The following is a 12,093-nucleotide window of genomic DNA, read 5'->3' as shown; positions in this document are numbered from 1 at the left end:
TGCCGGTCCCTGACACCAGCACAGCTCTAGCCCACTGATTCAGGAAGGACAGATACACCACTTTCTCGGACTTGACCCCGGAGAAGAGTAGTCTTACCAGCTCCATTAGCACCTGCGATGCGCAGCTTCTCCGGCCCCATGATCGTCACCATGGCCGGGCAGGTCTCAGTAGCCAACGCTGGATCGTTTAGACTGAGTTGCAATACTTTCGTCCTATAAGCTAGGGCAGTATCCTCGAGGTCAATATAGACCTTTTCTTCCTCTCTCAGGTGCAACTGCGCCTTTTGTACGTTTCGCCTCGAACGTTCCAGCGCCTGCTTCTGCCCTGCTTTTCGCTTCGCAGACTTCTTTTCGTGACGATTTTGTCATTTCCCAGCGCCATTCCAGGTTTCCGTTTACTCTTCGAGAACTGCCGGCCACGGCGGGCGTCCCGGGCAAGGCGGGTCTGTAAAGCCTGTTGCTCCCGTACCTGTCGCCGCTCTTCTTGACGCGCATCCTTGAGGTCGTGAGCAGCATGCTCTTGCTCCTGCCGAATAACCTCTTGATACGCCTCGTAGTTTCCCTCAAAAACTCGCAACTGCCCGTCGTAGAGCTCTGCTATTCGATCGACGGAATGGAGGAGTTGCCGGTCATGACTCGCAACCAATGCGGAAACATTGGCGGTTTGAAGCATAGCCATGAGTCGTTTACGTGCGCCCGTGTCTAAATTGTTCGTAGGCTCATCCAACAAGAGATAGTCGGGGTCAGCAAGCAATACAGCGCACAGAGCAATCTGCATTGTTTCGCCCCCAGACAAAGAAGTAACCGGTCGTCGAAAAAACTCCAGTGTCGACGTCTCTTCCCCAGCGTCCGAATCCAATAAATAACTCAAACCATAGCGGGAAAGCTCCGCTAGGATCTGCTCAGGCACATCCCAATCATCCCCGACGCGCTCGAACAGAGCTTCGTCATAAGCTCCGGATTCCAACGCACTCAGTGCATCGATTAAGTCCCTTATCCCGAACATTTCCGCGATCGTTTTCGAATCAGCTATGTCCAGTTTTTGCGGCAAGTACGCTACTGAGTCGGGGACTTGAAAGTTGCCCGTGGAAGCTTTGAGGTTACCGTTGAGTACACGCAAGAGGCTCGTTTTGCCCGATCCGTTGGTTCCGATTAAGCCGGTCACGCCGCGGCCAAGATGGCCCGTAACATGAGAAAAACAAGGGGTCCCGTTGGACCAAGTCAGCCCCAAGTCTTGAAAAGAAATTGAAGATTGTGAATCAGAAAATCGCACAGGAAGATGCCCTTTCTACAAGCCGATAGTCCAGCTGAGGGCACAAGCTGTGACCTCAGCAATTGCGGAAAAGGCTTAAATCTTCACTGGCATAGCTTCCGTAGGAAATAGTTTCTGCCCCACTTTACAATACGCGCTGCCGGTCTGCCATCACCTTGACACTGATTAGTGCTCTTGAGACTCGGCTGAAGGTCCTTTCTTTCGGAAGCCAACGAAGAGGAAGAAGTAGTCTAGAGGCACCATAACGAGCACGGCAGGCAACATGACGCCCGCCAATAGTCCGATGTACTGGCCCGGGCCGTTTAGGGCCGGCTGGTGCGGATGAGATCCGCCAGTTCGTCCTGGCGCCGGTGACCGAAAATGGCCACGGAACGCCGCACCGGCGCGTCCGGGCGGCACCCCAGGGCGGAGTTGATGACGGCCATCTTGTCCTGGTGCCCGCCGCCGACAGGCGCCAGCCCCATCGCGTTGAGCACCTCGTCGAGGCCCTCCAGGCCTGCCCGGCGCGGCTCGGCCGGGGTTACCTCGAAGCCGTCGCCAAGCCGCAACCACACGCGCTGCCCGGGCTCGGCGCCCAGCTCCTCGAGGAAACGCCGGATGGTCGACAGGGACGCCTGCCGCAGGCGGTTTACGCGCAGACTGACCTCGCCCAGGTGGCTAGGCCACTGCTGCTCACCTCCTACGGGCACGTCGAATTCCGCGGCGATGCCGGCCGGGACGCCGAACCCAGAGCCGCGCAGGTGGTCGCTGGTCACCTCCAGCAGCAGGTGCCACGCGCCGTCGAAGTGGGCCAGCCCGCGCGATTCCTGGATGTCCGCATCCAGTAGCTCGGGCGCCCGCTCGGTCTTGCGCACCACCCCGTCGACGGTCTCAAGGTCGCCGCTGTCGGCATAGGCGCGAATGGAGTTTTCGCTGACATTGAGGCGGCCTGCTTCGGCGAACAGCTCCTCGAGTGTCACCTCGCCGCGCTCCTCGACCCGCTGAGCGATCCAGTCGGCCAAGCTGCGGTATTCGTCCAGGCCCCACTTGGTGAGCCCGTAGGAGCCATTGCCCACGCGGTGGGCCCTCGGATCGACGGCCAGCTGGTTGCGCACGCCGCGCACGTCGTCGCCGGTGATCTCAGCGATTTCTTCCGCCGTCATGGGTTCGCCGTGCAGCAACAGCATGGCGCAGGACCGGCCGCCCTGTGAATTGGACACCAGAAGGTAGTCGCCCACCTGAAGCGCCGTGCGCAACAGTCTGGCCAACCCAGTCCAGGCTTCCTCCGGGATTCCGTGATCGCGGCGGAACTCGGGCAGGTTTATCAGCCCGTAGCCGTCGGCCGCGGCCTCCACCAGCGCGGGGAATTCCTCCAGGAACCCGGGCCGCGCCAGCAACTGGCCGTCCGTTTCCCACAGGCCGAAGACGGCGCGCAGCACCTCCTCGGGGCTGCCGCCTAGTCTCGTGCGACTATCCCGGAACCCCGGCCACTGCTTGTCGAGCTCGGCTGCGTCCCGGGCTGTCCCGATGTTTTCGGCCAGGCGATGCGCGGTGGCGCGTGCCAGCTCGCATTCACTATCGACGGCCTCCCGCAGCGTTTTTTCGATCTGGCGCACGCGCTCGCGGGTCAGGCCCAGGGCCTGGCCCACCTCATCGAGCGTGGCTCCGCCAACCCAGCGCTCACGCACGATGGTCAGTTTTCGTTCGTCCGCGCCGCACGCGGCAGCGATGTCCTCCATGCAGTCGTCCCACAGACGCTGCAGGCTGCGGGCATGATCGTAGTCTGGGTAGACCGCGGCGGGCAGCTCCAGCGCGCCGTCCAAGCCCAGCCAGCCCAACGCACGCTCCGCGAGTCCGTTTGTGGCGACGGCGTCCTCGTCGGCGTAGACGCTGGGGGCCACCTCCGCCCCGCCTGTGGCCTCGCTTTCCGCCGCGGGGGCGGTGGGGGCTTCCGGGCCATCGAGGGCATCGAGGGCGGCGAGCACGACGGTCTCGACGAGCTGGTGGAGCTTGACCTTGCCGACGCCGGGCAGATCGCCCAGGTCGTGCACAGTGGCCTCCAGCATGACCGGGAAACGGCGCTGCCACAACGCCGAGGCCTTGCGCACCGAGGAGTTGTTGAACTCCAGCGGGGTATTCATCGCCAGTACCGGCGACAGCTCCACCAGCGGGGTGCTGGCATGGGAGCGCACCCACCCGCGGGCGATGGCGGCGGTAATCGCCTCGGCCTGGCTGCCCAGGTAGTCCAGCTGGTCCCCGAACCAGGGGAAGAGCGCATTCGTCGCCCCGCCCGGCGTTGCTGCCGGCTCCGTGGGATCCTCTGCGGCGGGCGCGGCTGAGCTAGGCGATGCCGCCGGCGCCGCCGCCTCATCCGCCTCTGGGGCGGGAACCGCCACGGGGACAGCCCCCAGGGCCTTGAGCAGTTGTCCGAAGGTCTTCTCGTCGACGATGGGAACGCCCAGGCTGCGCGCCTTCTTCGCCTTGCCGCTCATTGAGTCCGGGTTGGCCGAGACCACGAGCACCGAGCGCTTGGTCACCCCGCCGACGTCCAGGCCGGCGGCCCGGGCGCGCGACTCCCAGGTCTCGCGGGGTAGATCCAGCGCGCCGGTAAAGGTCACCCGGTCTCCCGGGGCAAGGTGGACACCCACGGTGGCTTCCCCAGTCACGGGGCGGGCGACCAATTCGCCCACGAGCTCGTCCGGCAGGCCCAGCTGCGCGGCGAGTGAGCTAAGCACCCGCTGCTCGGCCGGCGTGACCACGCCGTCCAGCCAGGCCTCAACGGCCAGCTGGCGCAGGAAGTCCTCGTGGATATCGAGCACGTCCTGCAGGCCCAGGCCCGACTCCAGGGCGGAGGCCTCCAGGGTTTTGAGCTCCGAGGTCGACAGCTTCTTGTCGGCCAGTGCCGCGGCCAGGTGTCCGCGGTAGGTCTGCCCCTCCGCACCGCCGGCCGGCGGCAGCAGCTGGGCCAGGCGCGCCAACCAGGCCTGGGGCTCCTCGGCGGCCTTCGCGGCATCGTTGCGCCTAAGCAACGCCGCCGGTTGAGCTGCGCCGACCTGACCGGGTGCAGCGATGGCCAACCCCGCGCCCGCGGGAACAGGAACGCCGTAATCGCGGACCAAGCACCGCAACAAGGCGGCGGTCGCCTCCGCGTCCGCTAGGGCCGAGTGCGCCCGGCGGTTGGAAATGCCCACCGCGTCCAGCGCCTCGGCCAGCTTGCGCTTACCGAGTGCCTGGTGGCTCAGGACCTGGGTGTCCACGACGCTGGATTTACTTACTGCCAGCGGGATCCCCAGGCGCCCGAACTCGTAGCCCAAGAAGCGAACCTCGAAAGGCGCGTTATGGGCCACCAGCACGCGGCCGCTCAGCGCCGCGGCGAACCGGCTCGCGATGTCCGCGAACCGCGGCGCCGCCACCAGATCGGAGGCGGACAGCTGGTGGACGAAGCTATTGGGGACGTCCCGGTCGGGCTGGACGAGGGTCTCAAAGGCGCCCTCGACGCGGAAGTTATGGTCCAAGAGCACGGTCCCGATTTCAATGATCCGGTCGGTCGCCCCGAAGCCGGTTGTCTCAAAGTCAACGACCGCGTATCCCGGTAAAGACACTGCCATGTTCGCACCACCTATAATTCGTATATCCAACGGCCGGCCTTGATTGACGCCAAAGCCACAACTTTAGTATCCACGGTCGTGCTAGGTTCATTTCCATGTTCAACCCCCTAACCTTCGTCGCCCTGGACACCGCCGACGTGGCGGCGGTGCGGCAGGTGTTAGGCTCGCTGAAGCGCGACGGGATTTACCAGACCCGCCCGGGGCTGGTGTTGGAGACGTCCTGGCTGGGCGATGGCGCCCGCGACGTCTACGCGACGGCTTGGCGATGGGGTGCTGAGCATGCGGGCCTGTTCTACGCGCTGGCTAGCCGGGGCCGGCTGCTGGTGACCCCGGCGCGCGGGGTCGCCGAGATCATCGTCTGCGGGCACATTCACGGCCGCGACGAGGTCGACAACGGCATCGATAGCTTCGCCTTCGCCGACAGCCCCGAGCAGCTGCAGGGGCTAATCGGCCCGCCTAGTTGCGCTTAGCGTAGCCGATCCGGGGGCGGAAGCCGGCGGGGTGCTTCATCTGCGCTACGGCGTCCGCGATCACCATGCGGTGACGGGCGTTGAGCGACTGCGGCAGCTGCGCCACGGAAAACCAGCCAACCTCGGTGTTTTCGTCGTCGGCGAGATGCGGGACAGCATCGTCAGCCACGCTCAACCGCAGGGTGGTGTCCATGAACAAGCACCTGTCCCCGTTACCGTATTCCACGGGGCCGACCTGGCCAACCCCCAGGAGGGCCACGACGCGGGCCTCCAGCCCGACTTCCTCGGCGACCTCCCGGATGGCGGTAGTGCTGATTTCCTCGCCCGGCTCAGCGATGCCGGCCACCGGGGCCCATTTATCATTGTCGGCACGGCGGGCCAGCAACACCGTGGGCACCTCCCACAGCGGGGCGCCCTTCGGGACGCCGCGCACGATGACGGCGGTCACGGCGGGCAGGAAGAGCTGGTCGTGGCCGATCTTTTCACGCAGGGACACAATGAAATCCGGGGTTGCCATACCCCCTAGCCTACGGCACGCAGCGACCTTAAGGGGTGGCGGCGTCGGCGCGGGCAACCTCGCCCCACAGGCCGTCGGCTAACCGCTGGACCTCCACCGCCGGGGTGAAGGAGACCTCCATGTCCGGGTAGTCCTCGCAGGTGGTTCCCCCATCCATGCGTTCGGTAGTGCCGGAGACCAAGCCGATGATGACGGGCCGGCCATCCCGCTCGGAGTAGACGGGCCCGCCCGAGTCGCCCGTGCGCGCACACATGCGGGCGCGCGCGGACTCGGATTCGAGCTGCTCGCCGTCGGCATTGAGCTTGCTCAGCTCCGGCAGGTGGGTGACCTCCCCGCAGGTCTTATGGGTGGATCCGCCCAGCTTGCAGGCATGTTCGGGAAGCTGCGCCAGCTGCGTGGCGACATTGGTCTCCAAAGACTCCGCGCTGTGGAAAGGAATCTTCCCGGAGGTTCCCACCTCGTTGAGCTCGATAAACGCCACGTCCAGGTGGTGGGTATCCGCGGCGTAGAAATCCGAGTAGACCACCTGGCCCACCGGCTCCGCGGGGTAGGAAAACTCGCCGTACTCGTCCGCCGCCCAGACCTGGTCGCCGACCTTGCCGCAGTGCGATGCCGTCACGGCAATGCTCCGGCCGTCGGGCAGGTTGAAGGAGTAAGCGACGGTGCACAGCTGGTAGCTGAAGTACTCCCCCGGCTGCGGCGTCTGCGCGGACAGGTGGATGGCCGCGCCCGGCGGCACGGGTGCGAACTGCGGGGTCAGGATCTCGTCCTCGCGCGGCGGGATGTCCGTCTGCTCCGCCGCCGCGCCCAGATCCGTGGCGGGGGCGGTGCGCTGGCTGCTCTCCTCCAGCGGGTCTACCGCGGGCAGGCTGCACGCGCTGCTAAGCCCCACGACCGCGGCGGCCGCGAGGGCCACGCGGCTAGCTTCGCGATGCGCCATCGTCCGGGGTGGTCTCATCCTCTTCCTCGGCGGCCTGGGCGCGCAGGTCGCGCAGGAACTTCTCCGGATCGAATTCAGTGTGGTACTCGGGCCCAGCGAACTGTTCCTGTGCCATGGTTAGACCTCCGTGGTGTCAATCGAGCGCGTGATGTAATCCTTGACCGCGGCGGCGTCGTTCGGCAGGTCCGCCACGGTACGTTCGGCATCTAGGATACCGGCAAAACGCTCCGGCACCTCCGGCTCCCGGCCGGTGGCCTCCCGGATGGTGTCGGCGAACTTGACCGGCAGGGCCGTCTCCAGGCAGACGATCGGGGTCTCCACGCCGGCTGTCTGGGCCGCGCGGGCGGCCTTGACGCCGTCGGCGGTGTGCGGGTCGATGAGCACCCCGTAGCGCTTATCTACGTCCGCGATGGTGGCCAGCCGGTCCGCGTGCGTGGAGCTGGCGGAGGTGAAGCCGAACTTGTCCTGGGCGTCCTCTAGTAGCTCCGGGGGCACGGCGAACCCACCCTCCTTGACCTTGGTGCCGAACCAGTCGGCCACCTGGGCGGCGTTACGGCCCGTCAGGTCGAAGACGAAGCGCTCGAAGTTGGAAGCGCGGGAGATATCCATCGACGGCGAGGAGGTCTTGAAGGTCTCCGCGGCCGGGCGGGGGCGGTAATTGCCCGTGCGGAAGAACTCGTCCAGCACGTCGTTCTCGTTGGTGGCCACCACCAGGGTGTCGATGGGCAGGCCCATCTGGCGGGCGATGTGGCCGGCGCAGATGTCGCCGAAGTTACCCGTCGGCACGGAGAAAGAGACCTTCTGCTGGTTGTTGTCGGTCACCCTCAGCCAGCAGGAGACGTAGTAGACCACCTGGGCCAGAAGCCGCGCCCAGTTGATGGAGTTGACCGCACCGATCCGGTAGTCGCGTTTGAACTGCGCGTCCGCGGCGACGGCCTTGACCACGTCCTGGCAGTCGTCGAAGACGCCGTCCAGCGCGATGTTGAAGATATTGGGGTCGTCCAACCCGAACATCTGCGCCTGCTGGAACGGGGTCATGCGGCCGGCCGGGGTCAGCATGAATACCCGGATGCCGGGGCGGCCGCGCATGGCGTATTCCGCCGAGGATCCGGTGTCGCCGGAGGTCGCGCCCAGGATGTTCAGCGTCTCTTCCCGGCGCGCCAACTCGAACTCGAAGAGCTCGCCGAGCAGCTGCATGGCCATGTCCTTAAACGCGGCCGTCGGCCCCTCCGACAGGTGGCCGATGAAAAGACCGTCGCCCAGCTCGGTTACCGGCACGATCTCCTCGGAAGCGAACTTCGGGTAGGTATAAGCGCGTGCGGCGATCTGCTCCAGGTCTGCCGGGTCGATATCGTCGATATAAAGCTTCAGCACCTCGGCGGCGACCGCGGCGTAGCCTTCCTTATCGGCCAGGGCGCGCCAGCTGCTCAGCAGCTCATCATCCAGCTGCGGGTAATGCTCCGGGAGGTACAAACCGCCATCCGGGGCGAGCCCGCCTAGCAGAATGTCGGTAAATTTGGCCGGAACCTGGTCCACATCACGCGTCGAAATATAATCCACGCGGCTAAGTCTAGCGGTTAACAGTGTGCTCGGCCCCCTTTTTATCCCCCGCTTTGGGCGCACCCACAGCTGCGGCTTCCGCGCCGGTGCCCAGTCGACAAAAACTCGTGCGGTAGTAAACTAAGCGGCCATGTCGACTCCTGAGAATCACCGCCCCAACCCGCGGGAAGTCATCACCATCAAGGCGCTGTATGTCTGGGTGGCCGCGGTGCTGGTCTACATCGTGGCGATTACCGGGCGCACCTCCTTCGGCGTGGCCGGCGTCGACGCCATCGAGCGTTTCGGGGTCGACGCCTCCCGGATCGCGGTGTTTACCTCCGTACAGGTCGGCGTCTACGCCCTGGCCCAGATCCCCACCGGCATTGCCATCGACCGCTTCGGGCCCCGCAACATGCTGGTCGTCGGCGCGGTGGTGATGGGTATTGGCCAAGTCATTTTGGGCTTTACCACCCACTACTGGGTGGCCATCGGCGCCCGCGTGCTGATCGGCGGCGGGGATGCGACCGCGTTCCTGTCGGTCATGCGCATCCTGCCCTACTGGTTCCCGCTGCACCGCACGCCAATGCTCACTCAGGTCACCGGCTCCATGGGCCAGCTGGGTCAGTTCACCTCCGCGGTCCCCTTCCTCTGGTTACTGGGCGCCACAGGCTGGACGGCGGCGTTCGTCAACCTGGGCGCGGTGGGCATTATCATCGCGCTGGCCGCGGCCGTCGCGGTGGCCGATTCCCCGGAAAAGGCCGGCGTCTACGAGGAACAGGTCGTCGAGGTCCAGCCCAACTCCCAGGCGCTGTCCATCCCCCAGCGCCTGAAATCCGTGGTGACCTCCCCGGTGGCCTGGCAAGCGTTTTTTATCCACTACTCCAACCTGTTCTTTCAGATCGTCGTGGTGATGATGTGGGGCGTGCCGCTGATGACGCTGGGCATGGGCCTGTCGGAGGCCTCCGCCGGCCTGGTCCTCACTATTAACTCCGTCTTCCTCGTGCTCATCGGCCCGCTGCACGGCAAGGTCTCCGCGCGCACGGGCAATGCCCGCGACCTGATCGCCGTCGGCTTTTCCACGCTGCACGTGCTGTTCTGGGCGTGGTTCTTTTCCGCTTCGGAACCGCGCGGTTTGGCCGCCGCCTTAGGCTTCGCCTTCATCATCGCCCTGTGCTGCCCGTCCGCGAACTACGGCTTCGACCTGGTCCGCGAGCACCTGGGCCGCGACGTGGTGGCCACCGCCACCGGCCTGGGCAACATGGGCGGATTCATCGCCGGCATGCTGGGCGCGCAGTCCTTCGCCTTCCTGCTGGATTCCCATTCCCAGGGCGCGGCCTACGAGTGGGGCGACTTCCGCTACGCCGCGTGGGCCATCCTGGCGGTGTGGTCAGTCGGCGTTATTGGCATTCTGGTCACCCGCTGGCTGCGCCGCGGCGAAGAAGAACCCGGCCCGCGCATCCGCATTACCCGCCTGCCGGAATAACCGCTTCCGGCGGCAGGCCGCGCGGTCTAAGCCGCGCGGCGAGTCTGGTCAGTTGGCCTCTTCGCCTATCTCCGGGCGGGTCAGAAACTCCGCGACCGCTTCCGGGGCCTCAATGAATTCCTGGGTGGCCCGATACGCGTCGGTGTCGCGGTAGGCCACGTCCTGCACGCCGAAGTCGTCGAACTGGAAAATCTCCGCCCCGGGTGTGCCCAACAGGATGGGCGAGTGCGTGGCGATGAGGAACTGGGCGCCGCGCTCGACGGCCTGGTCGATTTCTGCGAGCAGGGCCATCTGGCGGATAACCGACAAGCCCGCCTCCGGCTCGTCCATGAGGTAAAGCCCGCGGCCGTCGACGTATTCGCCGAGGACGTCGAAGACGGATTCGCCGTGGGAGCGTTTCATCAGGTCCACGCCCCGGGCGAGGTTGTTACGCCCGGCGGCCCGCGTGGCCTCGTCGCGCAGCAGGTCGAAGTGGGTCTCGTTGCGCAGGTAGTACCCGCGCAGGAGCGTCTCATCGAAGCGCAGGGTCAGCCAGTGGGACAGCTCCGACTCCGTGTTGGTCCCCTTCACCTCTTCGGGCTGGAGCGGGCCGCCCCGCCCGCTGAAACCGGCACTCAGGGCGATGGCCTCCAGCAAGGTCGACTTGCCGGCGCCGTTTTCGCCGGCGAAGAACGTCACCGGGCTGCGAAAATCGATTTTGCCGAACTCCAGCAGGTAGCGGGTTATCGGCAGCTGCCACACATAGGCGCTCCCGGGCCGGTGCCGGCGCTGCTCGAAAGTCCGGAACGCTACCGTTGTCAGCATCTCGAGCCACGACCTTCCCTAATAGAGTCCGCGCAGCCGGGCAGGCAGCGCGTTTGCCATCCGTTCAGCCAGCCCAGTTTCGGCGCCGCCAAGGGGCAGCGCGCTGGCTGGGTGCAGCTCTACCCTACTGGTAAAAGGCAGGTACGTTTCGACGTTTCCGGCCCCGGCCACCACGAAGTCGTTGACCGTGGCCGCCATGGCCACGCCGCCCAAGATGGGTACTCCCAGCGCGATTGCCAACATGCCGAGCGTCTGCCAGCGCCTGCGGACAGTGTAAGAACAGGACATAAAACGTTACCTTTCCGTTATCTTCTAGGGGAAAGAATAAGCGTCGCATCTGTGTAGGCGGTGGCGGCTTCCTGCTATCTCGCTGCCGGTTGCCCGGCCCTGGCCCGCAGGGCCGGATGCAGCCCGCGCTACTGGTCGTCGTTGCTGGCCACCAGCGGGCCGGACTGGCCCTCGATAAGTCCCTCATCGAAGGCCTTGAGCACCGCTTGGGCCTCGTCCTCGTTCAGGCGGCCCTCGCTGACGGCGGTGTCCATAACCGCCTCGAGCTCCTCCCGGGACTGCTCCCGGCTATCGCCTGCCTCGAAGGCCTGCTTGGGCATGGCGGCCTCCGGGATGCCCAGGGCTTCGGCTAGCTCGACCAAGCGGTAGCCCGGGCGCGGTTCCTCGTCGTCGTCCTCGGACGCGGTGGTCTCCGGTCCGGTGACCTGCGAGGCGGCGTCGCCGACCGTGCGCCCCTGGTGCGTGGTGTTCAGCGGCCACATGAACCAGGCCGCCACTAGGGCGAAAATCAGAGCCAGGACAACCACGGCGCCAGTGACGACCCACTGCTGACGATGGGCGTCCGCCTGCCCGCTGACCGCCCGCGCGGCCCCGGCCGGCTCCTCTGCCCGGGTGCGCTGAGAGGGCGCGGTGGGTTCTGTGCCTGCCATGCTGGCCCCTTGCCTGAACTAATAGAAAACCGAATGAACAAATACTAGTACTGAACTCTCGGGAATTCTAGCGCCTAGAAGCGCCCGAAGCTATCACCGCGGCGCGGCGGTTCCTGCCGGCCGCTCAAGATATCGATCACGCTGCGGATGGCCTGCTCGCCCACCGGGCCGAATCTGGGCTTGCACTCGTCGACGCCGCGGCCGTCCTCGTCGACCACCTGGTGGGGCGCGTCAGGACGGTTGTGCCCAGCCGGGCCCTCGATGGTGATGACGAGCGTGTCGTCTTCTACCTTCAGCTCCGTGTCCGCGCCCGCGCCGGCCGCGCGCGCCGACTCCATAAACCCGCTCAGATCGCGAAACGTCGCCGCCGAAAGTTCTAAAGAAATCTGCAGCGCCATGGTGTTTTCTCCTCTTCTCCTGGTCCGCTGTTTGTGGGGCTAAGTCGCTGTGCTGCCGCGTCCGCGGTGGGGCCACGTGCTGGGCCAGCCACCGTGGACGGCACACCCTAGTCTAGGAAGACGAACGCGGCTTGCCTAGGCAAA

Annotated in this window: 12 protein-coding genes; 2 read left to right on the top strand and 10 right to left on the bottom strand. The window is 65.6% G+C overall.

What is annotated here, in order from left to right:
- Positions 1–265: 265 nt before the first annotated feature.
- Both QQS52_RS10585 and QQS52_RS10580 read right to left on the bottom strand, forming a co-directional pair.
- The gene (locus tag QQS52_RS10585) at positions 266–1,273 is read right to left on the bottom strand and encodes an ATP-binding cassette domain-containing protein (protein WP_472773825.1); all 1,008 of its coding nucleotides are present in this window, start codon (positions 1,271–1,273) and stop codon (positions 266–268) included.
- Positions 1,274–1,575: 302 nt separating this feature from the next.
- On the bottom strand, positions 1,576–4,860 hold the full coding sequence (locus QQS52_RS10580) for an exonuclease domain-containing protein (protein WP_472773824.1): 3,285 nt from the start codon (positions 4,858–4,860) through the stop codon (positions 1,576–1,578).
- 95 nt (positions 4,861–4,955) lie between these two features.
- On the opposite strand from QQS52_RS10580, the gene QQS52_RS10575 reads away from it, so the two are divergent.
- Entirely contained in the window at positions 4,956–5,330 is a 375-nt protein-coding gene (locus tag QQS52_RS10575; RefSeq protein WP_472773823.1) for a hypothetical protein, read from the top strand.
- Here the strand turns inward: QQS52_RS10575 and QQS52_RS10570 are convergent.
- From QQS52_RS10570 to thrC, 4 genes are read right to left on the bottom strand one after another with little or no spacing between them, the layout of a single operon-like run.
- Entirely contained in the window at positions 5,317–5,847 is a 531-nt protein-coding gene (locus tag QQS52_RS10570) for an NUDIX hydrolase (protein ID WP_472773822.1), read from the bottom strand. The two genes, QQS52_RS10575 and QQS52_RS10570, sit on opposite strands and share 14 nt — an antisense overlap.
- A 28-nt stretch (positions 5,848–5,875) precedes the next feature.
- Complete coding sequence (locus tag QQS52_RS10565) at positions 5,876–6,787, bottom strand: trypsin-like serine protease (protein ID WP_472773821.1); 912 nt, start codon at positions 6,785–6,787, stop codon at positions 5,876–5,878.
- Positions 6,768–6,902 carry a hypothetical protein gene (locus QQS52_RS10560; RefSeq protein ID WP_256381260.1) on the bottom strand — a complete coding sequence of 45 codons (135 nt, stop codon included), beginning with the start codon at positions 6,900–6,902 and terminating at the stop codon, positions 6,768–6,770. Before QQS52_RS10560 ends, QQS52_RS10565 begins: the two co-directional genes overlap by 20 nt.
- 2 nt (positions 6,903–6,904) lie before the next feature.
- Complete coding sequence (thrC, locus tag QQS52_RS10555; RefSeq protein WP_472773820.1) at positions 6,905–8,347, bottom strand: threonine synthase; 1,443 nt, start codon at positions 8,345–8,347, stop codon at positions 6,905–6,907.
- A gap of 130 nt (positions 8,348–8,477) precedes the next feature.
- Here thrC and QQS52_RS10550 point away from each other — a divergent pair, with 130 nt between their 5' ends.
- Positions 8,478–9,809 (top strand): MFS transporter, encoded by a 1,332-nt coding sequence (locus QQS52_RS10550; RefSeq protein ID WP_472773819.1) that lies wholly within the window; start codon positions 8,478–8,480, stop codon positions 9,807–9,809.
- Positions 9,810–9,857: 48 nt separating this feature from the next.
- Here QQS52_RS10550 and QQS52_RS10545 read toward each other — a convergent pair whose 3' ends face one another.
- The 4 genes from QQS52_RS10545 to QQS52_RS10530 form a co-directional block, all read right to left on the bottom strand.
- Positions 9,858–10,613, bottom strand: coding sequence for an AAA family ATPase (locus QQS52_RS10545; protein WP_472773818.1), 756 nt, complete (start codon positions 10,611–10,613; stop codon positions 9,858–9,860).
- An 18-nt stretch (positions 10,614–10,631) separates the two neighbouring features.
- A complete protein-coding gene (locus QQS52_RS10540) occupies positions 10,632–10,901 on the bottom strand; it encodes a hypothetical protein (RefSeq protein WP_472773817.1) in 270 nt (89 codons plus the stop codon).
- 128 nt (positions 10,902–11,029) lie between these two features.
- A complete protein-coding gene (locus QQS52_RS10535) occupies positions 11,030–11,551 on the bottom strand; it encodes a hypothetical protein (RefSeq protein ID WP_472773816.1) in 522 nt (173 codons plus the stop codon).
- A gap of 74 nt (positions 11,552–11,625) precedes the next feature.
- Positions 11,626–11,949, bottom strand: a complete 324-nt coding sequence (locus QQS52_RS10530) for a hypothetical protein (protein ID WP_472773815.1) — start codon at positions 11,947–11,949, stop codon at positions 11,626–11,628.
- Positions 11,950–12,093 lie beyond the last annotated feature (144 nt).

This window comes from Corynebacterium sp. 1103A (genome assembly GCF_055700955.1).
This window is presented reverse-complemented; position numbering and strand designations above follow the sequence as displayed.